General features: G+C 27.2%; 23 protein-coding genes. 13 read left to right on the top strand and 10 right to left on the bottom strand.

The genetic code is table 11. From position 1 onward, the window contains the following. Window positions 1-93 precede the first annotated feature (93 nt). A complete protein-coding gene (locus ASUIS_RS00855) occupies window positions 94-453 on the top strand; it encodes a hypothetical protein (protein ID WP_118885268.1) in 360 nt (119 codons plus the stop codon). Between the two features lie 68 nt (window positions 454-521). Further along, window positions 522-1064, top strand: a complete 543-nt coding sequence (locus ASUIS_RS00850; RefSeq protein WP_118885267.1) for a DUF1439 domain-containing protein — start codon at window positions 522-524, stop codon at window positions 1062-1064. 30 nt (window positions 1065-1094) lie between these two features. Here ASUIS_RS00850 and ASUIS_RS00845 read toward each other — a convergent pair whose 3' ends face one another. Together ASUIS_RS00845 and ASUIS_RS13535 are read right to left on the bottom strand one after the other, a co-directional pair. Beyond that, a complete protein-coding gene (locus ASUIS_RS00845) occupies window positions 1095-2003 on the bottom strand; it encodes an HNH endonuclease (RefSeq protein ID WP_118885266.1) in 909 nt (302 codons plus the stop codon). Continuing rightward, window positions 2003-3601, bottom strand: coding sequence for an AAA family ATPase (locus ASUIS_RS13535; RefSeq protein WP_128326722.1), 1599 nt, complete (start codon window positions 3599-3601; stop codon window positions 2003-2005). The genes ASUIS_RS00845 and ASUIS_RS13535 overlap by 1 nt, the downstream gene beginning before the upstream one ends. A gap of 92 nt (window positions 3602-3693) precedes the next feature. On the opposite strand from ASUIS_RS13535, the gene luxS reads away from it, so the two are divergent. The 3 genes from luxS to ASUIS_RS00825 are packed head-to-tail and all read left to right on the top strand — an operon-like array spanning window position 3694 to window position 5406. After that, window positions 3694-4209 (top strand): S-ribosylhomocysteine lyase, encoded by a 516-nt coding sequence (gene luxS, locus ASUIS_RS00835; protein WP_118885265.1) that lies wholly within the window; start codon window positions 3694-3696, stop codon window positions 4207-4209. A 3-nt stretch (window positions 4210-4212) separates the two neighbouring features. Beyond that, entirely contained in the window at window positions 4213-4656 is a 444-nt protein-coding gene (locus ASUIS_RS00830; RefSeq protein ID WP_118885264.1) for a hypothetical protein, read from the top strand. Further along, on the top strand, window positions 4657-5406 hold the full coding sequence (locus ASUIS_RS00825; RefSeq protein ID WP_118885263.1) for a tRNA (5-methylaminomethyl-2-thiouridine)(34)-methyltransferase MnmD: 750 nt from the start codon (window positions 4657-4659) through the stop codon (window positions 5404-5406). Between the two features lie 15 nt (window positions 5407-5421). Here ASUIS_RS00825 and ASUIS_RS00820 read toward each other — a convergent pair whose 3' ends face one another. Further along, window positions 5422-5916: a hypothetical protein gene (locus tag ASUIS_RS00820; protein WP_118885262.1), complete on the bottom strand. Its 495-nt coding sequence runs from the start codon at window positions 5914-5916 to the stop codon at window positions 5422-5424. Between the two features lie 89 nt (window positions 5917-6005). Between ASUIS_RS00820 and ASUIS_RS00815 the strand changes: the two genes are divergently transcribed. Next, complete coding sequence (locus ASUIS_RS00815; protein ID WP_118885261.1) at window positions 6006-8552, top strand: ABC transporter substrate-binding protein; 2547 nt, start codon at window positions 6006-6008, stop codon at window positions 8550-8552. A gap of 3 nt (window positions 8553-8555) precedes the next feature. Here ASUIS_RS00815 and ASUIS_RS00810 read toward each other — a convergent pair whose 3' ends face one another. Next, the gene (locus ASUIS_RS00810; RefSeq protein ID WP_118885260.1) at window positions 8556-9695 is read right to left on the bottom strand and encodes an iron-containing alcohol dehydrogenase; all 1140 of its coding nucleotides are present in this window, start codon (window positions 9693-9695) and stop codon (window positions 8556-8558) included. A gap of 64 nt (window positions 9696-9759) precedes the next feature. On the opposite strand from ASUIS_RS00810, the gene ASUIS_RS00805 reads away from it, so the two are divergent. Beyond that, complete coding sequence (locus ASUIS_RS00805; RefSeq protein ID WP_118885259.1) at window positions 9760-10353, top strand: DUF2238 domain-containing protein; 594 nt, start codon at window positions 9760-9762, stop codon at window positions 10351-10353. A gap of 33 nt (window positions 10354-10386) precedes the next feature. Beyond that, complete coding sequence (locus ASUIS_RS00800) at window positions 10387-10827, top strand: DoxX family protein (RefSeq protein WP_118885258.1); 441 nt, start codon at window positions 10387-10389, stop codon at window positions 10825-10827. Window positions 10828-10873: 46 nt separating this feature from the next. On the opposite strand, the gene ASUIS_RS00795 is transcribed toward ASUIS_RS00800, so the two are convergent. From ASUIS_RS00795 to ASUIS_RS00780, 4 genes are all read right to left on the bottom strand, one after another. Continuing rightward, complete coding sequence (locus ASUIS_RS00795; protein ID WP_118885257.1) at window positions 10874-11728, bottom strand: DMT family transporter; 855 nt, start codon at window positions 11726-11728, stop codon at window positions 10874-10876. 58 nt (window positions 11729-11786) lie between these two features. Continuing rightward, window positions 11787-15263: a methionine synthase gene (metH, locus tag ASUIS_RS00790; RefSeq protein WP_118885256.1), complete on the bottom strand. Its 3477-nt coding sequence runs from the start codon at window positions 15261-15263 to the stop codon at window positions 11787-11789. An 84-nt stretch (window positions 15264-15347) separates the two neighbouring features. Continuing rightward, complete coding sequence (locus ASUIS_RS00785) at window positions 15348-15947, bottom strand: class I SAM-dependent methyltransferase (protein ID WP_118885255.1); 600 nt, start codon at window positions 15945-15947, stop codon at window positions 15348-15350. Window positions 15948-15957: 10 nt separating this feature from the next. Further along, entirely contained in the window at window positions 15958-16545 is a 588-nt protein-coding gene (locus ASUIS_RS00780; RefSeq protein WP_128326723.1) for a hypothetical protein, read from the bottom strand. 155 nt (window positions 16546-16700) lie between these two features. Between ASUIS_RS00780 and ASUIS_RS00775 the strand changes: the two genes are divergently transcribed. Genes ASUIS_RS00775 through hisIE form a run of 4 tightly spaced genes read left to right on the top strand, consistent with a single transcriptional unit; the run spans window position 16701 to window position 19734 of the window. Further along, window positions 16701-17621: a branched-chain amino acid transaminase gene (locus tag ASUIS_RS00775; RefSeq protein ID WP_118885253.1), complete on the top strand. Its 921-nt coding sequence runs from the start codon at window positions 16701-16703 to the stop codon at window positions 17619-17621. A gap of 45 nt (window positions 17622-17666) precedes the next feature. Further along, a complete protein-coding gene (locus ASUIS_RS00770) occupies window positions 17667-18743 on the top strand; it encodes a prohibitin family protein (RefSeq protein WP_118885252.1) in 1077 nt (358 codons plus the stop codon). Window positions 18744-18775: 32 nt separating this feature from the next. Next, window positions 18776-19039: a hypothetical protein gene (locus tag ASUIS_RS00765; protein ID WP_118885251.1), complete on the top strand. Its 264-nt coding sequence runs from the start codon at window positions 18776-18778 to the stop codon at window positions 19037-19039. An 11-nt stretch (window positions 19040-19050) separates the two neighbouring features. After that, window positions 19051-19734 carry a bifunctional phosphoribosyl-AMP cyclohydrolase/phosphoribosyl-ATP diphosphatase HisIE gene (gene hisIE / locus ASUIS_RS00760; protein ID WP_118885250.1) on the top strand — a complete coding sequence of 228 codons (684 nt, stop codon included), beginning with the start codon at window positions 19051-19053 and terminating at the stop codon, window positions 19732-19734. 44 nt (window positions 19735-19778) lie between these two features. Here the strand turns inward: hisIE and ASUIS_RS00755 are convergent, their stop codons facing one another. Next, a complete protein-coding gene (locus ASUIS_RS00755; RefSeq protein WP_118885249.1) occupies window positions 19779-20969 on the bottom strand; it encodes an Mrp/NBP35 family ATP-binding protein in 1191 nt (396 codons plus the stop codon). Window positions 20970-21035: 66 nt separating this feature from the next. Further along, window positions 21036-22388 carry a phosphomethylpyrimidine synthase ThiC gene (thiC, locus tag ASUIS_RS00750; RefSeq protein WP_118885248.1) on the bottom strand — a complete coding sequence of 451 codons (1353 nt, stop codon included), beginning with the start codon at window positions 22386-22388 and terminating at the stop codon, window positions 21036-21038. 152 nt (window positions 22389-22540) lie between these two features. Between thiC and ASUIS_RS00745 the strand changes: the two genes are divergently transcribed. Next, entirely contained in the window at window positions 22541-24523 is a 1983-nt protein-coding gene (locus ASUIS_RS00745) for a hypothetical protein (RefSeq protein WP_118885247.1), read from the top strand. Window positions 24524-24525 lie beyond the last annotated feature (2 nt).

Below are 24525 nucleotides of genomic sequence, written 5' to 3'. Positions count from 1 at the left end.
TTGCTTTTGGCAAAAATAATTTAATATAATATCCAAACTTTCTACAAAAAAACCTTGGTATGTTTATTGCATATGCTCATAAAAAGGAGTTTTATGTCTGATATTTTTAGAAAAGCTTACGATTGGGCAAAAACACATAGTTTTGAACCAATACAAATAGAATACGCTTCAAAACTGGCTCTTAAAATGCTTGATGACAGTTGTCAAATGACTTCACATGATAGGGAAGTTTTTTTTAATGTATATGATGCAATCTGCGATAGAGCCGATATAAACCTAGATGATGATGTAAATCAACTTATAATGTTAGCAAGGGATAGAAATACAATCTACTCAAAACCAGAGTTTGCAACTATCGTTCATGCCTGTAAAGAAGAGATTATCCCAACAATGATAAGAGAAGATATGAAAGCATTTAAAGCAATGGTTAGAAAAAATCTTGGTATGAACTAAACTCATACCAAAGCTAACTTTTTATTTATCTTTGTAAAATTCTGCAATTTTAAATATAAAGAGAAAAAATGTATATTTTTAAAAAACTTCAAATATTATTGGTTTTATTTTCACTTCTATTTTTTACAGCTTGCATAAAAAAACTTGATAGCAATGGTTTGACTTTGAAAATTGAAGAGAGTGAACTGAATAACTTTTCACAAGAATTTCCTATAAATCAGGATTTTGTATTTGCAAATATTCAACTCCAAAAACCACATATTTATGTAAAAAATGGCACAAATAGATTGGCAGCTACTATAAATATGAATTTCTCAACAGTTTTTATACCTAGCTCAAATGGAACTTTTGCCATAACTGGGAATCCATATTTTGATAGGGAAACCTCAGCAATATTTCTAAAAGATATTCAAATAGAAGAATTGAAACTCACAAATATGGATATTGATAAAAACTTTGTAAATACTATTATTACAAATACAAAACCAGTTATTGATAATGTTTTTAATCGTATTCCTATTTATAAAGTTGATAAATCATCTTTTAAAGGCTCATTTATCAATGATATAAAAATAGAAGATTCAGAACTTTTGGTGACTTTTGGCTTGTAAAAATATGAAGTGCAATGGTTGGATTTGAATTTATATCAAATCTAACTCTTCACTTATGTCTTTGATTAGTTTTGATAGTGGACGTTTGTGTAAATCTTCAGATGTATAAATACCAAATAAATCTTGTTTTATCTCTTCTTGTGTTTTTTTAGTCAAATCAGCTAACTCTTTTATTCTACTATCTGGATATTCTCTTCTTTTTTGAATCATTTCTAAAACTTTGTATTTATGATAATCATATCTATCGTTTAAATTTAAACTTTCTATATATTTATCATATTTATTTGAATAATTCTCAATAAGTTTTATATAAAAATCTTGTTCTTTTTCTATTTGAAGATTAACATTTGAAATAAATGATTTAAACTTTACTCTTTCATCAAAATCAAAATCTTTATTTGTTGGAGAAAAGTCCTTAAATGATATTTTTGAATCTCTTACTTTACTATTACATACATAACAACTTGGCACTAGATTGTATAAACTCAACGCCAAAAATGGATACTTAGCTTTTTCTAAAACATGGTCTAACGTAAAAGCATTTTTTATTTCATTGTTTTTTTTGAAAGTATTTATAAAATCAATATTGCAGTAATAACAAGTATGAACTTCTATATTTTCTTGAAGAAATTCTGATATTTTTGGTTGTAATTTTGAAAGTAATGGAATAAAATCTTTTGAATTTGCTTTATCATAATTAAAAAAAGTTTTAACTATTTCAAAATCTACACTTGTCAAATTATTAGAATCTTTTATCTCCAATAACTTACCAAAATCACCAGTTAAAATATCTGCAAGAGAATAATTATTTAAAATGGCTTTTATATTAGTATTATAATATTCTTCAAAAGTACAATTATTTTGTTTTCGCATTTCAGTATTTGCTATTTTTTTATAATAATCTTTTTTTTCAAATTCTTTATATTTAACTAAAATCATTATTTCTTTAGCCTTTTTAATCTATCAATTTTGTCCTGAAGTTTTTCTATCTCTTTATCAATTAAATATTCATCATATAAAATCTTTTCTATTTCAACTAAATGATTTTTAATCACTTGTTTTAAATAATCATCTCCGATAATTGATTGAATTTGCCTAAACTTAGTTTTATGCTCTTTTTCATAAATTTCTTTTTCTTCATCTCTTTGCTTTTTATTTTCATTTTTTGTTAATTCTTTTTTCAAAAGTTCTTCATGATATTCTATAATTGATTGAATTTTATCTTTCGCAAACTCACCCATAAGTCCATTTTTCATAAAAAATCCATGAGAAAGCAAGGTGTGGATATTTGCTCCAAAAGTTTGTTTTCCATCATCAAAAGGATAAACTTGCTTTCCTTTTTCTAGAAATATTATGTTTTCTTTTGGTAAGTCTGAAAGGATGAATGGAGAATGAGATGTTATTATCAAATGAAACTTTTTTTCAGAAAAATTCGATAACAATTTAATCATTTCACTAATATATTTCTTTTGCCAATCAGGATGAAGTGTTAAATCAGGTTCATCTAAAAGTAGAAGAAAATTATTGTTTTCACTTTGTTTAATTTCATCAAAAATCATTAACATTTCAGTAAAAAGTTTTCTTTCTCCTTGGCTCAAATCAAAATATTCTCTACCCTCTTTATCTTCAAAATCAATTTTTAAATATCCTATATTTCTTAATTCTAAAAGGCTTTCTTTATACACATTATATATATCTTTAAATTCTTCAATTAATATCGTACTTTCTTCTATTTTTTCAAGTAAAGCATAAATATTTTCAATATTTTTTACCTTAAATTTTTCAAGAATCTCTTTTTCAATAGACATAATATCGGACTCAATTTCGTGTATTTTAGGATTTTCATCTTCAAATAATTCTATATACAAAAATGTTAATAATTTTTCTTTTGAGAAATTTTTATCTTTAACTTCTTTTGCAAGTTTTTTGCAATTATCTTTTGTAGGATGAAAAGTATCGAAAAACATAATTTTCATAGGATTAAAGAAAAATATTTCTGATTTGAATGAATAACAATGTTTAAAAATATTATTCACAATATACCTAAAAAATATTAGAACATCAAAATTTGTTTGACTATTTTGATTTGTATAATATAGATTCTCGTATTTCAAACCTTTACGCATATAATTTAAATAACTTGGTTTATTGATTTTTAATAAATCATAATTTGTATGTATAATTTTATAATCTTTTTCTTTTTCCAAGTTACAGACTTCATTATTTTTATTAAAAAAAGTTCCTTTATTCCCAATGTAATTTAATAAACTACTCTTCCCACTCCCATTTTCTCCAACAATAGCAGTAACATTTATATTTTCACCAAAAAAGTTTTTAGGATAAGATTCTCCAGTTTTTTCTTTATCAACAATTTTTAATTCTTTTGTATCTTCATCATATTCACACCTAAACCTAGGCGAAAAATTAAACCCTTGTTTCTCTATATTCTTATACTTATCAACCCACAAATAAACCAATTCCATTAAAAACTCTTTTGTTATTATTTTATTACTAATCATAGTTAAAAGATTATTCAAAATCCCTTTTTATATTTTCAGATTATCGCCCATTTAATAAACTTTTGATACAATCCAAGCTTATTAAAAAAGTAAATTATAAGGATTTTATTATGCCATTATTAGATAGTTTTAGAGTTGACCATACAATTATGCCAGCACCAGCAGTAAGAGTTGCAAAAAAAATGAAAACACCAAAAGGTGATGATATTACAGTATTTGATTTAAGATTTTGTGTACCAAATGAAAAAATGTTAAGTGAAAAAGGTATCCACACTTTAGAGCATTTATTTGCAGGATTTATTAGAAATCATTTAAATTCTGATTCAGTTGAAATTATCGATGTTTCTCCAATGGGTTGTAGAACTGGTTTTTATATGAGTTTAATCGGAACTCCTGATGAAACTACGGTTGCTGTGGCTTGGGAAAAAGCTATGAAAGATGTACTTGAAGTAAAAGAACAAAATGATATTCCAGAACTAAATGTTTACCAATGTGGAACATGTGCAATGCACTCTTTAGACGAAGCAAAAGAGATAGCAAAGGATATTTTATCTTGTAAAATTGATGTTATGTCAAATGAGAAATTATATCTTTCAGATGAAAAATTAAAAGCTTTAGGAAACTAAAAAGTGCAACAAAAACTCAATCTTTTTAAAGAGTTATTTTCACCATATACAAATATTTCTATTCTTCATATAAATAACTCTTTAGATTTAGTTGATTCTACTTTAGAAGAAATTCGAGCTCAAAACGAAGGAAATATAAAATATATTTCTTTTGTTGATGAAGAGAGTGCAAAACTAAAAGCAACAGCAAGAGAGTTTGAATATATAGTTTTAGGAGATATTTTATCTTTTTGCAAAAACCAAGAGACTATTTTAAAAATTATGTACAAAGCTTTAGAAAACTCAGGAAACATCATAATCCTAGAAAAAATCTCAAATGACAATAGATACGAACTTTTAGATTTACTTGAAAGTGTTGGTTTTCAAGCACCAAATTGTATTGAGCTTTTTGATGATGTTTATATTTTTACAGCAAAAAAAATGCACCATTGGGACAATGGACTATAAGTGCAAGACAACATTAACTCTGTGGTAACCACAAAAGATGGTTCAAACACCCTATTTTCAAAACTATATAATCAACACTATCACAATCCAGATGATGGCGCGATAAACGAAGCTTTATCAAAACACATAATCCCAGCGTTTACATTTCATAAAAACAAAAAAGAACTTAATATTTTGGATATTTGTTTTGGGATTGGATATAACACATTTTCAACTATTTATTATTGTTTGTTAAATAATCTTGATGTGAAACTAAACTTTTATTCTCCCGAACTTGATGGAAATCTTGTAAATTCACTTAAAACTTTTGAGTTCCCAAAAGAGTTTGAGAATATAAAATACATTATAAATTCAGTTGCAAAAAGCAACAAATATGAAGATGAAAAAATCAAAATAGAAGTTTTTATTGGAAATGCGAGAGATTATATAAAAAGCCTAAAAACAAATAGTTTTGACATAATCTATCAAGATGCTTTTTCGAGTGATGTGAATTTTGAACTTTGGACAAAAGAGTATTTTGATGATATTTATAAGCTTTGTAAAAACGACTCTATCATGAGTTCTTACGCAATTGCAACTCCAATAAGATTATCTATGTATGAAGCTGGATTTTTTATCTATGAAAATAGACCAGTTAAAAGAAAAATCACTTTAGCATTTAAACAAAAACAAGAGTTGATAGAAAAATATGTGGATATGGAACTGAAAAAACAAAGGAATAAAGAAGCTGTTGCTTTGCATGATAAGTAGTTTTAAAACTACTTATTATTTTGAAAGATTTTCTAAAATATACTTTTCTAAATCTCTTTTTGAGATTTCATCTCGCATAGCTTTTTCAAAAATTTCATCTATTTTCTCTGAATATTCTTCATAAGTAAAAAATGGGAAATGCAGTTTCCATGATCTAATAATAAGTTCTTTAGTCATAGTATCTCTCATTTTATCTCTAAAAAAGTTAAACCCTATAAATATAACAGCTGTTATAACCATAGCTCCCAAAATAGAAATATGTGGGTCAATTTTGGCTAAAGGTTTATGAGTTAAAAGTGAAATTGGAACTATAATAGCAAGAACAATTCCTATATAAACAATATATGCTCTAATTAATCTTATTCTAAATCCTAATTTTGCTGGATCTACATGCATTCCATCATTGTGTTGTCTATTTGCGACTAATAAATCTTTTAATAATATTGGTTGCTTAGAAATAGTGTAAACATACTCTAAAAGCTTATTTTTAATTGTTTTTTCTTTAGACATATTTATTCCTAAAAGTAATGATAGATATTTTATCTTAGTTTGTTATAATATTGAGTTAATTAAAGATTAAATTATTTAAAAGGAGCATCTTGAAAAAGTTAATATTTGCTTTGATATTGAGTGCTTTGCCTTTTTTAAATGCTTCAAATTTACAAAAAACTTCTGTTCAACTTATGTGGTTTGACCAATTTCAATTCGCTGGTTTTTATACAGCTATTGAAAAAGGTTTTTATAAAGAAGTTGGTCTTGATGTTGAACTAAAAAAATATAATGATTCAAATGTTTTAGATGAAGTTATCAATAAAAAATCTGATTTTGGAATTGGCTCAAGTTCTTTGATTGCAGATAAATCAAATGGAAAAGATATTGTTTTATTAGGCTCGATTTTTCAATCTTCTCCATTGATTCTTCTTACTTTAAAAAATTCAGATATTAACTACATTGAAGATATAAAAAACAAAAAAATAATGATAACAAAAGAGCAACAAGATTTTGCAACTTTTAAATCTATGATTATAAGTAAAGGCATTAATACTTCTAATTTACAATTTTTAGAACACTCTTTTAATATTGATGACTTAATAAATAAAAAAACTGATTTGATGTTAGCTTATATTACGAATGAACCTTTTTTACTGAAAGAAAAAGGTTATGAAAGTAGAGTATTTAAACCTAAAGATTATGGTTTTGATTTTTATGAAGATATTATTTTTACCACAAAAGATTTTGCTTTAAATAACCCAAAACTTGTAAAAGATTTTTATAAAGCAACCATCAAAGGTTGGGAATATGCTTTTAATAATATAGATGAAATTGCAAAATTAATCCATGAAAAATATAATTCTCAAAACAAAAGTTTAGAAAGTTTTATTTTTGAAGCAAATGAAATGAAAAAATTAGCTTTTGATAAAGATGGAAAAATTGGAACAATAACTCAAGAAAAAATCAATCTAATAATAAATACTTACCGAGTAATGGGTTTAATTAAAAATGAAATTAATTCAGAAGATTTTGTTTATACAAAACATCTTGAAAATAATTTTTTATTAAATGAAAAAGAAAAAATATATTTAGAAAATAAAAAAACTATCAAAATGTGCGTTGACCCAAACTGGATGCCTTTTGAAAAAATTGAAAATAATAAACATATTGGAATAGCCGCTGATTATATAAAAATACTTGAAAGTAAAATTAAAATACCAATTACTTTAGTTCCTACAAAAACTTGGAGTGAATCTTTAGAACTTGGTCAAAAAAGAGTTTGTGATATATTTTCACTTGTTAGAACAACACCTCAAAGAGAAAAGTATCTTAATTTTACAATGCCTTATTTAAACATTCCTTTGGTAATTGCAGCTGATATAAATGCTCCTTTTATAAATGATTTTTCACAAATAAAAGATAAAAAATTAGCAATTATAAAAGATTATGCTATTGGTGAAATTTTAAGAATGAAATATCCAAATATAGATTTTATTGATGTAGAAGATATTCAAGAAGGATTAAATCTTGTTCAAAAAGGAAAAGTTTTTGGTTTTATTGATACTCTTGTAACCCTTGGATACCATATACAAAATAACTATATTGGACAATTAAAAATCTCAGGAAGATTTGATGAAACTTGGAATTTAGGAGTTGGAACAAGAAATGACGAACCAATTTTAAATGATATTTTTAATAAAGCAATAAATGATATTTCAATAATTCAAAAACAAGAAATTTTAAATAATTGGATTTCTGTAAATTATCAAAATAGTTTAGATTATGGATTTTTTTATAAAATATTAGCAGTTTTGATTATTTTTACTTTTATTTTGGTTTTATTTTATAGACAATATTTATTAAAAAAATTAAATTCACAATTAAATGAAAAGATTGCAATTGAAATTCAAAAAAATGAAGAAAAAAATAGAATTTTAATTCAACAATCAAGAATGGCTTCAATGGGTGAAATGCTCGAAAATATAGCGCACCAATGGAGACAACCACTCTCTACAATTAGTGTTGCCGCTTCTGGAATGGAAGTTAAAAAAGAGTTTAGTACATTAAGTGATAAAGAATTTTTTGAAGGAATAAATCATATAAAAAAATCAACTTTATATCTATCAAATACAATTGATGATTTCAGAAACTTTTTTAGTAAAAAGAAAAATACCTCAACAATAAATATCAATAGCGTTGTCGAAAAAGCTTTGGATTTAATGGGAAATACTTTTGTTCAAAATAGAATTCAAATTATAAAAAATATTGAAAATGTAGAATTTTTATCTTTAGAAAACGAACTTATTCAGGTTTTTATGAATATTCTTGTAAATGCAAAAGATGCACTAAGATATATTATCACTACTGATAAATATATTTTTATTGATATTTACAAAAAAGATAATTATTTGATTATTGATATAAAAGATAATGCAGGTGGAATAAAAGAAAATATTATTGATAAGGTTTTTGAACCATATTTTACAACGAAACACAAATTCAAAGGTACTGGAATTGGACTTTATATGAGTAAACTTTTAGTAGAAAGACATTTAAATGGAACTTTAAATGTAAAAAATAGTGAATTTTCCCATATAGATAAAATCTATATGGGAGCTTTATTTACTTTAGTTTTAGACTTAGAAAATAAATAAAATTTATTTTTTCATAGCCATATTTAAAATCTGAGCTACTTTTTCTAAAGTAACATTTCCTCTTTCTCCAATATTTGTCATGCCATGAGCTTTTAGAGCTGTTGTGATATTTTCAACTACTTTATCATCAATCTCATAATCATTTAAATTCGTACTCACACCAATACTATTGTACATGTATTCAATTGCTTCAATCACTAATTCATAGTTATTTGGCATATCAAAAACTTCTTTACCCATCAAAGTTAATTTTTCTTTTTTATCTTCAATCATTACTCTTAAAAGTTGTGGTTGAACTACTGCTAAACTTCGTGCATGGTCCAGTCCATAAAATGCAGTTATTTCATGTCCTATCATATGTGTTGCCCAATCTTGAGGAACTCCTGAACCTATAAATCCATTTAAAGCTTGATTTGCTAATAGCATTAGATTTTCTTGCCATGAAATTGTTTTTCTATTTTCCCAATCCATTGATAAAGTATGTAAACCTTTTAAAATAGTTTGAGCATAACCATCATGTAAAAGTGATGTATTTGGATATGTTAAATATTGTTCACATGTATGTACAAATGCATCAACTAAACCATTTGCTAATTGTCTATCATCTAATGTACTCATTACATTTGGGTCTAAAACTGCAAACTTTGGATAAAGTAAAGGTGAACCAAAATATCTTTTTTCATTTGTTGATTTTTTTGAAATTACAGCTGTTGTATTTGATTCACTTCCTGTTGCAGGAAGAGTTAAAATAGCTCCTAAAGGAAGTGCCTTTTCTACTTGTTTTGAACCATCTAAAAAATCCCAACCATCACCATCATAAAGGGCAGCTGCAACTAAGTATTTACTTCCATCAATTACAGAACCTCCACCAACAGCTAAAACAAAATCTATTTTTTCATCTTTTATGATTTTTACGGCTTTATTTAAAGTCTCATAAGATGGATTAGGTTCAACTCCACTAAATTCTAACCAAGTATAACCCTCAAGTGCTGTTTTTACTTGTTCATAAACTCCATTCTTTTTGATACTTCCACCACCATAAACAACTAATACTTTTAATTTCTTATCAATATAGTTAACTATTGATTTTATTTTATCTGTTCCAAACTCAATTGAAGTTGGATTAAAATATGTATAGTTCATAATAAGCCTTTATAATAATTTTGAAGCTTTATTATAGGATAATTAACATTTCTAAAGGATTACAATGATTAAAATTTGGTTATTTGTTTATTTTTCTGTTTTTATTTGGTCGATCATTAATCCAAAAGATTTATTCACTTGGTTTTTAGAAGTACTTCCAGCAATAATTGCTTTAATTGTTTTAGCACTTACTTATAAAAAATTTAAACTCACATCTTTAGTTTATACATTGATTTTAATCCATTGCATCATTTTGATGATTGGTGGTCACTATACTTATGCCCATGTTCCACTATTTGATTTTATAAAAGAGATTTTAGATCAAGAAAGAAATGACTATGATAAGCTCGGTCATTTAGCCCAAGGTTTTATTCCAGCTATGATAGCCAGAGAAATAATCATAAGAAAAAGTATCATTACTATTGAATCATGGAGGAATTTTTTTATTATTTGTTTTTGTTTAGCACTTTCTGCCTTTTATGAACTTGTAGAATGGTGGGTTGCTATTTTTACAAACGAAGCTTCAAATGATTTTTTAGGAACTCAAGGATATATTTGGGATACCCAAAGTGACATGGCTTGGGCCTTATTGGGTTGTGTTTTAGCTTTGATTTTATTACGAAAATATCACACTAAACAATTACTTAATATTAAATAGTTACAATCGCGAAAAAATAAAAGGAATTATTAAATGACTTGTTTTGAAAACAAATTAGAATCTGTTTTAAATGAAGATATTGGAAAATTAATTTTACGATTATCTATTGCTGGACTTATGTTATTTCATGGATTTTTTAAATTCTTTAATGGAATTGATGGTATAAAATTTTTAGTTACAAGTGCTGGTCTTCCTGAGTTTGTAGCTTATGGAGTTTATTTAGGAGAAATTGTTTTCCCTATTTTAATTATTCTTGGGCTTTTTACTAGAATTTCATCGCTGTTTTTTGCTTTAACTATGGTTTTTGCAATATTTTTAGCTCATGGTAGTGAACTTTTTGCTTTAGGGAAAAGTGGTGGTCCAGTAATTGAATTAGCATTAATTTATCTTTTAGCTTCAATTTCAATTATGTTTATTGGTGCGGGTAAATATAGTTTTGATGCTAGATGCAAAAAGTGTGAAATTAAAGCCTAATTAGAAATCATATCTTTCCAAATTCTCGTTTGGAAAGATAGACTTATTAATTCTCTTTTTTTAAAGTATATATCGAATTTATTATCAAAGTAGCTATTATTATACTTCCTCCAATAAATGTATAAGAACTTGGTACTTCATTCAAAAATATCCAAACCCAAATAGGTGCCATAATAGTTTCAATAATCATCAAAAGAGAAACTTCACTAGCCCTTATATATTTTGCTCCAGTACCTAATAATACCCTTGAAATAGGACTTATTAACAATCCCATAATCATTACAACTGTTAAAGTTTTAAAATCAATAGCTAATTCATCACAAAAGAAAAATGCAATTATACTCAAGGCCAATCCACTAAAAGCAGTTAAAACAACCCTATTCATATCTTTATATCGTGATAATAAAACATACGAAGTAGCAAATAATGCTGTACAAAAAAGAGCATAAATATTTCCTTCAATACTTCCTATTTCTAGTTTGTCATTAAATATTATAAATAATCCTACAAACATAAAAAATGAAGCAATTATTATATTTTTTGTAATTTTTTCTTTATAAAATAAATAAGCAAATAAAGCAGAAAAAAGAGCAGCTGTACTAAAAATAATTACAACATTTGCTACAGTTGTTGTTTTTACAGCTGTGATAAAAAAGATATTTGAAGTTCCCATCAAAGTAGCACAAACTATCATCATAGGTAAATTTGTATTTAAAGCTTTTTTTAAAACGGCTTTTTCTTTAAATAAAAATGTTGAAATCATAGAAATAAACATAAATATTCCTATATAAAAAGAGAATAAAAAAGGCGAAATTGTTGTAAATTTTATAAAAAGAGATTCTAAACTCATAATAAATACACCCAAAGATGTAAGAGCTAAACCTTTAGCGTTGTTTGTCAAATTGTAATCCTATGGAAAAATATATAAGGATGCAAAAGATGCATCCTTTGTTTTAGTGTTAAATATTGTAGTAGTTTGCTTCTTTGTGAGTAACCACAATAGCACAAGTTGTTTGTTCTGGATGCATTTGAAAAGTTTCAGATAATTCTATTCCGAACTCTTCAGGATTTAGTAAATCAAAGATATCTCTATTCATTGCTAAATCTGGACAAGCTGCGTATCCTGGTGAATATCGGCAACCTACATATTGTTTCATTTGAACATCATTTAGAGTGTGTCCCTCTTTTGGCACAATATCTAAATCTAGTCTTATTTGTTTGTGTAAAACTTCGGCAAGAGCTTCAGCTAGTTCAACTCCAAGTCCATGAACTTGGTAATATTTACTAAACTCACCTTTATCATAAATACTTCTTTCATAATCAGAGATTTTAAGCCCAGCACTTGCAAGTGTAAATGCCACAACATCAAGTCTATCATTTGCAAAAAAGTCAGCAATACATCTGAACGGTTTTCTTTTTTGTCTTGGAAATTCTAATACTTTTATCGCTTCACTTAAAGGTGGTACATTTTTTGATTCTTCAAGAGTATTAAACAAATATTTTTTATCAAAAATATAAAGTTTATTATCATGTGAAATACAAGGATAATAAGCATAAATAGCAATAGGGTCAAAAATATCTTTATCAACTAATTCTGCTTTTAAAGCTTGATATGTTGGTTCAACTACATCTTTTTCATACTGTAAAAATTTAGCTGAATCTTGTTTTCCTCTTTTGTATCCCCATCTTTGTCTAAATAAAACCCTATGATTTATCCATTTAAAAATCAACTCTTTATCTAGTTTTGCACCAGTTTTTGCAATTCTATCCCAAATTGGAGGAAAAGTAAAAGTTCCTTTTTCAGGAAGTGGTATCTCTTCGTAAGGAGGAATTTCCACAGCTTCTTCTTCAACTCTATCGCTTGTATCAATGATTTTGATTAAATCAGCTGCAAGTGCTGTATTATTAGAATCACCTGATTCAATTCTTTGCATAGAAACAACCCCATCAAAAGCATCTCTACAATAAAAAATTGGTCCATCGTAAAATGGTCGGCAATAATCATCTATAAAGTTTTTAGTAAGTGCTGCACCACCCAATAAAACTGGCACTTTTATTCCTAATCTTTGAAGTTCTTCAAGATTTTCTTTCATAACTGCTGTTGATTTTACAAGTAATCCACTCATTCCAATTGCATGGGCATTGTGTTCTTGTAATTTATCAATAAAAGTATCAAGACCTGCTTTTATCCCAACATTTACAACTTTAAATCCATTATTTGAAAGAATAATATCAACTAAATTTTTACCAACATCGTGAACATCACCTTTTACAGTTCCTAAAATTAGCGTTGTTTCACTATCTTTTTCTTGTTTTGGTAAATATGGATTAAGCGCATCAACGGTAGCTTTCATAGTTTCAGCACTTTGAAGTACAAATGGTAACTGCATTTGTCCTGAACCAAAAAGTTCACCAATGATTTTCATTCCATCAATTAACCATTCATTTACAATGATTTCAGGATTTACACTATGTCTTAACTCTTCAACAAGTGGCAATAATCTATCTTTATCTCCATCCAATAAAAGTTTTTGCACTTTTTTGATTGGTTCCATTTTTTGATATTCTTCATCTGTTTGTTCTTCTTGAGCTTCCACATTTGAGAAGTGTTCAATAAAAGCAAATAAAGGGTCACCATTTTCATGATTATTAAAAATCAAGTTATCACAAGATAGTCTATCTTCTGCACTTATTTTATTTAGAGGTAAAATGTGTTTTACATTTACAATAGCACTTGTAAGTCCTGCTCTTACACAATGATCAAGATAGATAGAGTTTAGGTAAATTCTAGCTTTTTGGTCAAGTCCAAAAGAGATATTTGATAATCCTAAAGTTGTTCCCACTTCTGGATGTAAAATTTGAAATTCTCGTATAGCTTCCATAGTTTCAACACCAGCCGTTCTATACTCATCATCTCCTGAACCAATAGTAAAGGTAAGCATATCAAACACTAAATCTGAAGCTTCAAATCCATGTCTATTTACACATAAATCAAAAATTCTTTCAGCAATTCTCAGTTTATCTTCTTTTGTTTTTGCCATTCCAACTTCATCAATTACAAGACAAACTAAAGCCGCTCCAAATTTTTTTGCTAATTTACAAACCGCATCAAATTTTTCTTCACCGTCTTCAAGATTTACAGAGTTAATAATAGCTCTTCCACCTATTTGTTTAAGTGCTGCTTCTAAAGCATAAATTTGAGTTGAATCAGGCATTAAAGGAAGTGCAACTTTTTGAGAATAAAGTGCAACAACCTCATCCATATCAAATCTTTCATCACGACCTGCAAATCCTACACTTACATCGATTACATGGGCTCCTGCTCGAACTTGCTGTTGTCCAACACTTAAAGTTCCTTCATAATCATTTGCTTTTAAAAGTTCTCTAAAAGCTTTTGAACCTGTTGCATTTGAACGCTCACCAATTAAAAGTGGAGCTGGTTCTTGTTTTAGGGGAACTGTTCCAAAAAGTGAAGCCAATGAAGCCTTTAAAAATCCGCAAGGTTTTAATGGAACATCATTTTCAACAGCCTTTGCTAAAGCTTGAATATGCTCAGGAGTTGTACCACAACAACCACCTAAAAATGAAACTCCATGTATTTTTAAAAACTCTTTTTGTAAAGCTGTAAATTCATCTGGTTGCATTGGATAATAAGTTTTTCCACCTCTATTTTGAGGAAGTCCTGCATTTGCATGAACTGAAATTGGGAACTTACAAACTTCACTTAAAGTTTTAACATGTTTATGAACTTGTTTTGGTCCTGTTCCACAGTTAAATCCTAAAGATAAAATATTAAATGGACTTAAAATCGCAGCTATTGTCATAGCGTCTGTTCCAATTAACATTGTTCCAGAAAGTTCAATGGTTACAGAAACCATAATTGGAATATGAGGTGCTGTGTCATTTAAAGCATGAAGTGCTGCTTTTATTTGAAGTGGATCTTGGCAAGTTTCAAGTAAAAATATATCAGTTCCACCATCAGCTAAACCTTGAGCCATAATTTTATAACCCTCATACATTTCATCATATTTGATATGACCCAATGATGGCAGTTTTGTTCCAGGTCCAATTGAAGCTACAACAAATCTAGGTTTTTGAGGTGTACTATATTTTTCACAAGATTTTTTTACAAGTTCCGCACCCAATCTTGATAATTCATAAGATGTATGTCCAATACCATATTCATCTAAAACCCAAGGCATTGAACCAAAAGTGTTTGTACATATTAAATCAGCCCCAGCAAGAGCATAATCATCATGGATTTTTTCCAAAATATGTGGAGCAGTAAGATTTAAAAGTTCATTACAACCTTCTAAATCTTGATTTTCAAATAACCACTCTTCTTGTTTTATATCTGCTAATTGAAGCTGTGTTCCCATAGCTCCATCGATTATTAAAACTTTTTCTTTAATTAAATTTTTTATTGTTTCTAACATTTTTTTCTCTGTATTATTAATTATAATTGTTTTTGATATTTATTATTAGATAGTGTACTTAAATCGTAGTTAAAAGTTGTTAAATCAATTCTTTTGAACAACAACTCTAATCACACAAGCCTCACCTCGATGACCAATTCCTTCATCTAAAACCACTATTTCTTCTGTAATATTTTTTTTACATGAATTAAAATAATTTGAAAAATCTTCAAGACTATAAAGTAAATCCAAATCCTTTGGTCCACCACTATTAAAAGATAATTGTTTTGTTGAAAAAAACTCAGCAATAAAGTAACCATTTCTATTTAAAGAATCTTCAATTTTTTTAAATAACTCTTCTCTTTCATCTTTATACATGTGTAAATAAGAAGCTACTATCACATCATATTTTTCTAAAACTTTCCAAAAATTCAAATCCATACAAGTAGTTTTTATATCTAACTTCTCTTCAATAGCCCTATTTTGAAGTTTTTCTAATCCTAAATTTGAAGCATCAATTGCACTTACTTCAAACCCATTTTGAGCAAAAAATATCGCATTTCTTCCTTCACCCTCGCCTAAGCATAAAAGTTTTTTATGATTATTAAATAATTCAATTTTTGAAGCTAAAAATTCATTTGCTTTTGTTCCATAAAAATAATTTGCTTTTGAAAATTTATTATTCCAAAACTCTTGTTGACTCATTTTCTAACCTTTATCTACTACAATCTGTTGTTACATTATCAATCAAAGTTATATACCAATTATTTTCAAGTTTTGTTATATAAAATATTATGTTGTATGGAATTATCACTTCATAACTTGTTTGTTCTATAAAATCTGCTTTTTCAATCTCTTCTTTTTTAAACCTATTTGTTTGTAAAATATTTGCTTCTTCCATAATTTTTGTAATAAATGGCGTTGTTTGAGAATTTAAAAAAACTCCTTCTTTATCCCATCCATATAAACTATCATCCAAAGGACTACAATTAAAAGTTACTTTTTCAGTTTTTATTTCAAATGAATCTATTTCATTGTTTAGTTCTGAAATACTATTTTTAATTTCAAATATATTTTTATATTCAAATTTTGTAACATCATAATAACCATTTATTGGATGAATATATTTACTATTCAATAAAGCTAGATTATTTTGTTTGATTAGTTGCAAAATTTGATTTATTTCATTTTTTAATTGAGGAGTTATTGGCTCTTTTTCATAAATCTTTTTTTGATTAACTTGAAGTTGATTATTGTTAACCGAACAAGCTGTTATAAAAAAGCTAAGAAATATAAAAATCAATAAATTAAAAATCCTTTTTAGAAACATTTTTTACTCTTTTATACTTTTTCCTTTTATTATATTTAAATATCTAATAATTAATTATTAAGAGTTTATTTTAATAATATCTTGGATAAAATGGATGATTAAAAATTTAATTATTAGGAATTAATAAAATGACTGAGTCAAAATATATATGGATGGATGGAGAATTTGTAAATTGGAATGATGCAAAAGTACATGTATTAAGCCACACTCTTCATTATGGGAATGGTGCTATTGAAGGAACAAAAGCATACAAAACTGTTGATGGAAGATGTGCTATTTTCAAACTTAATGAACATACACAAAGATTATTAAACTCTTCAAAAATGACACTAATGAATGTACCTTTTTCACTTGAAGAATTGAATAAAGCACAAGTTGAATTATTACAAAAAAATGAATTATTCGAAGGTGCTTATATTAGACCTTTAGTTTACTTAGGTTACGGTGTTATGGGACTTTATCATAAAGATGCTCCGGTAAATGTATCTGTTTCTGCATGGGAATGGGGAGCTTATTTAGGAGAAGAAGGTCTTAGAAAAGGTGTAAGAGTTAAAATTTCATCATTTACAAGAACTCCAAATACTTCTGGTATGGGAAAAGCAAAAGCTGTTGCAAATTATTTAAATTCTCAAATGGCAAAATTTGAAGCTGTTGAAGCTGGATATGATGAAGCTTTACTAAGAGATGACCAAGGTTATATTGCTGAAGCATCTGGGGCTTGTTTCTTTATAGTAAGAGATGGAAAATTAATCACTCCTCCAAATGATAACTCATTAGAATCAATCACACAAGCTACTGTTATAGAACTTGCCGCTGATATGGGAATTGAAGTTGTAAGAAGAAGAATTAGTAGAGAAGAAGTTTATATCGCTGATGAAGCATTCTTTACAGGAACAGCTGCTGAAATTACTCCAATTAGAGATGTTGATGCAAGAGTTATTGGTTGTGGCTCACGTGGTCCAATTACAGAAAAAATTCAATCAGCATACTTTGATGTAGTTGCTGGAAAAAATGAAAAATATATTAAGTATTTAACATATGTTAACTAATGTTAAGTAACATTAACCCATTAAATATTTAAAACAAGGAAAATTATGCCTATAGACAACGATTATTTTAAAAATAGACAACAGAATAATAGTGGTGGAAATAACAATGGTGGTGGAAATTTCCAACCTCCTTTTGAAACACCAGAGTTTTTCAAAAACTTTGGGAAAAAGGCAGGAATGCTTTATCTAGTTATCATAGTTATTGCTGCACTTTTTATTTTTAAACCATTTGTTATTATTGAATCAGGACAAGTTGGTATTAAAGCAACAACAGGAAAATACGATGAAACACCATTAAATCCTGGTTTTCACTTATATATTCCCGTTTTCCAAAAAGTTATAATAGTTGATACAAAAGTTAGACTATTAAATTATAGAAGTGTTGAAGAGATGAGTGGATTTGATGCAGGAATTAAAATCAATCCAGCTATTAGCGTTCTTGATTCAAGAGGTTTACCTGTTTCTATTGAACTTACAGTTCAATATAGACTTACAGCATCAGGAGCACCAGCTACGATTGCTACATGGGGATTATCTTGGGAAGATAAGATAGTAAATCCAGTTGTAAGAAATGTTGTAAGAAATGTTATTGGAGGATTTAACGCAGAAGAACTTCCAATGAAAAGAAACGAAATTGCTACAAACCTTGATACGTTAATAAAAACACAAGTTACAGAATTAGCTGAAGGTTCAGTTACTATTGAGTCTGTTCAATTAAGAGAAATTGTACTTCCTGAAAAAATTAAAGAACAAATTGAAAGAGTTCAAATAGCTAATCAAGAATCTGAAAGAGTAAGATACGAAGTTTTAAGAGCAAAACAAGAAGCTGAAAAAAGAGCTGCACAAGCAACTGGTGAAGCAGAAGCTAAAAGAATTGAAGCACAAGGTAGAGCAGATGCTGTAACCATTGAAGCAAAAGCACAATCTGTTGCAAATAAAACTATCGCTGAATCTTTAACTTCTAACCTATTACAAATGCAACAAATTGAAGTTCAAGGTAAATTCAATGATGCACTAAGAGAAAATAAAGATGCGAAGATATTCTTAACACCGGGTGGTTCAACTCCAAATATTTGGGTTGATACTAAAGACAAATCTAGAGATGCAGTTATAAATAAATAAAAAGAAGTAGGTAACTACTTCTTTAAAAAACTATGAAAAAAAAATCTTTTTTACTAATTCCTACTTCTTTATTAATCTTGACAAATTCTATTTATGCAAAAGAAATAGAATCTATTGTAAAAATCAAACCTGAAATAAAATACGACGAAAATATTAAATATGAAAAGATTGAAGATTACAGATCATTTGAAGAAAATAAAAATAAAAACGATTTTAACTTTGGTATTGATGTTGACATAAATAAAGAAGAAAGAACTATAGATTTACTAAGAATTGATGTTCAAACAAACTTTTAAAGGAAAAGATTATGGAACAATTAAATAGAATTGATTGGCTAAAGATGGATAATCTAATTCCAGTTATTACTCAAGATGCAACAACAAATGAAGTTTTAATGCTTGCATATATGAATCAAGAAGCTCTTGAACTGACAATCAAAACAAACTATGCTCACTATTTTAGTAGAAGTAAACAAAGAATCTGGAAAAAAGGTGAAAGTTCAAATCACCTTCAAGAAGTTGTTGAAATTTTAGTTGATTGTGATAATGACACATTACTTTTAAAAGTAAATCAAGAAGGTGTTGCTTGTCACACAGGAAGAAAATCTTGTTTTTTCACAAATCTAAATACTAATGAAACTATAAGTGATGTACAAATAAATACAAGTAATGCTTATGGAGTTATAAATACTTTATATCACACTATTCAAGAGAAAAAAAATGATGATCCAAATAAATCATACACAGCAAAACTTCTTCAAGGTAAACAAAATTCAATGCTTAAAAAAATAGTTGAAGAATCTGGCGAGTTTACTTTTGCCATAAAAGATAATGATACAGAAGAGATTATTTACGAAGCGGCTGATATTACATACCATGTTTTAGTTGCACTTGCATCAAAAAACATAAGTCCAGATAGAGTTAAACAAGAGTTAGCTAGAAGATTTGGGATTTCTGGGATTGAAGAAAAAAATTCAAGAGTTGATAAATAAGTTTATAAAAAGAGTTCAAAAACTCTTTTTATATTTTACGTTTTTTAGTGGCAACCACATCCAGTTCCACAACTTTCACCACTTTTAGCTTTTTGAGCTGATTCATGTTCAGCTTTTATTTTTTGACCTTCAGTTGAACAAGCACTTACACCTGCTGGCATAATTGGTTGAATCGCTGAATTATCAATATTGTCATCAATATTTGCTAAGAATTGAATTAATTTATCCGCTGCAATCATATATCTTTTTGCTGAAACTGATTCAGGATTGAAATAAACTACAGGTTTTCCTGCATCTCCACCTTCTCTAATAGCTGGTTCAATTGGTAAATTTGCTAATACTTGAGTATTGTATTGAACTGCAAGTTCTTCACAAGTTCCCATTCCAAAAATATCAGATTCTACATTACATGAAGGACAAACAAATCCACTCATATTTTCAACAATTCCAGCAACTGGAATATGAAGTTTTTTGAACATATCTAAAGATCTTCTTGAATCATCAAGTGCAACATGCTGAGGAGTTGTTACATTTATTCCAGCACTTACAGGAACACTTTGAGCTAAAGTTAATTGAGCATCACCAGTTCCAGGAGGCATATCAATAAATAAAATATCTAACTCTTCCCATAAAATATCTCTTAAAAGTTGTTGGATTGCTTTCATAATCATAGCACCTCTCCAAATAAGAGCTTGCCCCTCTTCCATTAACATACCCATTGACATAACATCAACACCGTAAGCATTTAAAGGTTTTGCTTTATCTCCAACAATTTCTACTTCCTTACCTTGTAAACCCATCATACGAGGAATATTTGGTCCATAAATATCAGCATCAAGGATACCCACTCTTTTACCTTGCATTGCAGCTGCAACTGCTAAGTTTACAGTTGTAGTTGATTTCCCAACTCCACCTTTTCCTGAGCTTACCATTACAACTTTTTTGATTTGAGGAGCTATATTTTTTCCACTTACACTATTACTTGCTTGTTTTTGTTCTTGTGGTTTATTAAAATTTAGTGTAACATTTATTCCAATAGCACTTAAACAGGCTGCAATTTCTTTTCTTAATTGTACTTCAACTTCAGCAGCTGTTGAAGTAATATCAAGAAGAATAGAACAATTTGTTCCATCCACTTGAATATCTTTTACAAATCCAAACTCTACTATTGATTTTGCAAAACCTGGATATTTAATATTTTCTAATTCTTTTTTAATATTTTCTACATTTGCCATATAAAAATTCCTTTATATTTTTTTAATCATTGTATTATATTTTAAATAGGATAATTTATATCTTAATTAACCAGCAATGTCAATCATTGCTTGACCATGCTCTTTTACAATTTTTTGAGTAATTTTATATGAGCAGAATTTTGGTCCACACATTGAGCAGAATTCTGCTTCTTTAAATACATCTTGAGGTAATGTTTCATCATGATATTCTTTAGCTCTTTCTGGATCTAAGCATAATTCAAACTGTTTGTTCCAGTCAAAGCCATATCTAGCATCAGACATTTCATCATCAATATCTCTAGCACCTTTTCTTCCACGTGCAATATCAGCACTGTGAGCTGCTATTTTATAAGCAATAATTCCATTTCTAACATCTTCCGCATTTGGTAAACCTAAGTGTTCTTTTGGAGTTACATAACAAAGCATACTTGCGCCATGCCATCCACCAACAGCTGCACCAATTGCAGATGAAATATGGTCATAACCAGCAGCAATATCAGTTGTAAGTGGTCCTAAAATATAGAACGGTGCTTCGTGACAATACTCTTTTTCAAGTTTCATATTTCTTTCAATTTGATTTAAAGGAACGTGACCAGGACCTTCAATCATAACTTGAACATTTTTTTCCCAAGCTCTAAGTGTTAATTCACCTAAAACTTTTAACTCATTTAATTGAGCTTCATCAGATGCATCAGCTAAACATCCAGGTCTTAATGAATCTCCTAAAGATAAAGATACATCGTATTTTGCACAAATATCTAAAATTTCATCAAATGCTTCATAAAATGGATTTTCTCTGTGATAATGCATCATCCAAGCAGCCATTAAAGAACCACCTCGACTTACTATTCCCATTTTTCTTTTTGCAACATGAGGCATAAATTCTAATAAGAATCCAGCATGAATAGTAAAGTATGAAACACCTTGTTGTGCTTGTTTTTCAATAACTTTTAACATAACATCAATTGATAAATCTTCGATTTTATCTTTTACATCATGTAAAATTTGATAAATAGGCACTGTTCCAATTGGAACTGTAGAGTGTTTAATTACAGCTGTTCTAATCATATCTAAGTCACCACCTGTACTTAAATCCATGATTGTATCAGCACCATATTTTAAACAAACATCAACTTTTTCTATTTCACCTTCAACATTTGAAGCAAGTGCAGAAGAACCGATATTTGCGTTTATTTTGCATGAAGATGCAATTCCAATTGCCATTGGAACTAATTGTCTATGGTTAACATTTGCAGGAATTATTAATCTTCCTCTTTCAATTTCAGCTCTTACAAGCTCAGGGTCAAGTTTCTCAACTTTTGCCACATATTCCATATCTGGAGTAATAATTCCTTGTTTTGCATAGTACATTTGAGTTCTAATTTTGTCATTTTTATGATTGTCTAACCAATTTCTCATTTCTAAAATCCTATAGTTTATTATATTTGAATTGTAAATCGATTATAGCTAAATATGTTTAGAGAACCTTAATTACTTCCCTTAATTTAAAATTATTATTTGTATAAGTTTCTTTTCTATATAATAAATTGAAATATGCAAGAGGAGAGACAATGATTATTAATAAAGATTTGGTAAACTCTTCAATTTTTTCTTTGTATACAGGACAAGAGTTAGAACAAAGAGATTTTATAAAACAAATAGATTTTATATTAGAAAAATATAATATCTTAAAAAATGACAATCAATTAATCAGTTCTATCGAAAAAAATATTTTATATACTATAAACTATATTGAAACTTTATCTATTAAAAAAGAAAAAATTCCAAACGATTTAGAGGATTTATTTTTAAATAATCTTACATTTAAAGAACATTTAAATCACTATATTGAAAAAAAACTTTTAAATATTACAAAAAAAGATACTATTTATTTTTTTAAAGATATAAATATAATATTACATATTTTAGCTATTGGAACAAATGAAAAGATATTAGAATCTTATAATAATTACAATTTTGATGCCGTTTCTACAATATTTAGATTTTACGAAACAAGATTACAAGAGTTGTACACAAAAGATGAAAAACTATTTTCTTTAACTTTTGATTCTTATATTATTTTACTAAAAACTATTACTTTATTATGTAGTTTCAACTCTATTGATATAATTGCAAAAAAATGTATTAAATTTTTTATCGAATTAATGACAGAAACTATAAATACTGTAAAATTTACCATTTTATTAGATGAAAATAAACTAAATAAATTAAATAACATTCAGGGAAAATATTTATATTACTTCTCATATGATGAGATTAAAGTTGATATAGATGATTTAAAAACTACTTTTAAAAACTATTTATTAACTCTTGAAAGATATGAAGATGGTTACATTTTGTCAAAAGATAGCAATTTTGGAAATGAAAATGAAAATATAGATTCTCAAGAATTTTTAATATTTAAAAAGAATTCTTCAATTTTGATTCTAAATTTAATAAAAGATTTAAAAACTAAGCTCAATGAAGATTTGTATTTTGATTCAGAATATTTCCAAAAAATTTTAAGATTTTATTACAAAAAATTTAGTTTATATCTTCCAAGTGAAGTGATTGCGCAGAATCAAGAAGAATTTCAAAATAATCTTTTAAATTCTCTATTAACTACCTATGAAGTTAATCCTGATTTTATGAAAAAACTTGATTATCTTTTGATTATTGATGATTTTATATTTTCTCAAGAAAATTTAACCAATACAAATATGGAAATTATTTTTCAACTTTTATATTTTGATGAAAATATTCCTATTTATAAGTATTATCATATTGCTCAAATACTTACACAATATAATCCTATAAATAATGATTATCACGAATATTTTAAATTAGCAATTTTTGATTTGTGTATAAATAAATCTATTTCTTATAAATTTAGTTTAGAATTAGAAGATGTTTTAACTAAAATTTATACATACGTAAATGAATATAAAATTGCTTCTCATTTATTGTCTGTTTATTCAAAAATTTATTTAAGCCTTAGTCTTTTTTATTCAACAAATCAAATCAATTTAGAAAAAGCAAAAAAATTATATGCTACTTTTATTCAAATCAATGGTTTGGAAATTCTACATAGTGAATACAATGAAATAAATTCTAAAATCTTAAGTAGTATTCAAATATCAACTGATTTAATTTTAGATGAATTTTTAAAAAATAAATATCATGATTTAGAAAATGAGTTTTTAGTAATTAAAAATAAAATCACTAAAACTACTCCAATAGCTGAAATTAAAGCTCCTTTAGAAAATTTTATTTCAAATAATATATTTCATGGATTATGTGAAACTTCTATTTTAGAAACAACTCAAGAACTAAATATTTTGGAGGCTGGTTTTGAAGAACATCAAATTGTATTATCAAAATACATAATAAGATTTATTTTTACAAGTGTTTATAAAAACAATTTTTTATTAGTTTTCAAAAAAAATGAGACCTTTATTAAAAATAATATTTGTAAAATATTTAATGATTTAAAAGAAAATAACACCAATTTTAATCTTCTTATTGATGAAGATGAAATTGAAATAAAGTATTAATA

It is taken from the genome of Arcobacter suis CECT 7833 (genome assembly GCF_003544815.1).
Taxonomy (GTDB): Bacteria; Campylobacterota; Campylobacteria; order Campylobacterales; family Arcobacteraceae; genus Aliarcobacter; species Aliarcobacter suis.
Note: the sequence above shows the minus strand (reverse complement) of the source record. Positions and strands in the feature narration are given on the sequence as shown.

Coding starts and splice junctions, on each gene's coding strand:
- ASUIS_RS00855 (WP_118885268.1), top strand. CDS start 94: ATGTCTGATATTTTTAGAAAAGCTTACGATTGGGCAAAAACACATAGT.
- ASUIS_RS00850 (WP_118885267.1), top strand. CDS start 522: ATGTATATTTTTAAAAAACTTCAAATATTATTGGTTTTATTTTCACTT.
- ASUIS_RS00845 (WP_118885266.1), bottom strand. CDS start 2,003: ATGATTTTAGTTAAATATAAAGAATTTGAAAAAAAAGATTATTATAAA.
- luxS (WP_118885265.1), top strand. CDS start 3,694: ATGCCATTATTAGATAGTTTTAGAGTTGACCATACAATTATGCCAGCA.
- ASUIS_RS00820 (WP_118885262.1), bottom strand. CDS start 5,916: ATGTCTAAAGAAAAAACAATTAAAAATAAGCTTTTAGAGTATGTTTAC.
- ASUIS_RS00810 (WP_118885260.1), bottom strand. CDS start 9,695: ATGAACTATACATATTTTAATCCAACTTCAATTGAGTTTGGAACAGAT.
- ASUIS_RS00805 (WP_118885259.1), top strand. CDS start 9,760: ATGATTAAAATTTGGTTATTTGTTTATTTTTCTGTTTTTATTTGGTCG.
- ASUIS_RS00800 (WP_118885258.1), top strand. CDS start 10,387: ATGACTTGTTTTGAAAACAAATTAGAATCTGTTTTAAATGAAGATATT.
- metH (WP_118885256.1), bottom strand. CDS start 15,263: ATGTTAGAAACAATAAAAAATTTAATTAAAGAAAAAGTTTTAATAATC.
- ASUIS_RS00785 (WP_118885255.1), bottom strand. CDS start 15,947: ATGAGTCAACAAGAGTTTTGGAATAATAAATTTTCAAAAGCAAATTAT.
- ASUIS_RS00775 (WP_118885253.1), top strand. CDS start 16,701: ATGACTGAGTCAAAATATATATGGATGGATGGAGAATTTGTAAATTGG.
- ASUIS_RS00770 (WP_118885252.1), top strand. CDS start 17,667: ATGCCTATAGACAACGATTATTTTAAAAATAGACAACAGAATAATAGT.
- ASUIS_RS00765 (WP_118885251.1), top strand. CDS start 18,776: ATGAAAAAAAAATCTTTTTTACTAATTCCTACTTCTTTATTAATCTTG.
- hisIE (WP_118885250.1), top strand. CDS start 19,051: ATGGAACAATTAAATAGAATTGATTGGCTAAAGATGGATAATCTAATT.
- ASUIS_RS00755 (WP_118885249.1), bottom strand. CDS start 20,969: ATGGCAAATGTAGAAAATATTAAAAAAGAATTAGAAAATATTAAATAT.
- thiC (WP_118885248.1), bottom strand. CDS start 22,388: ATGAGAAATTGGTTAGACAATCATAAAAATGACAAAATTAGAACTCAA.
- ASUIS_RS00745 (WP_118885247.1), top strand. CDS start 22,541: ATGATTATTAATAAAGATTTGGTAAACTCTTCAATTTTTTCTTTGTAT.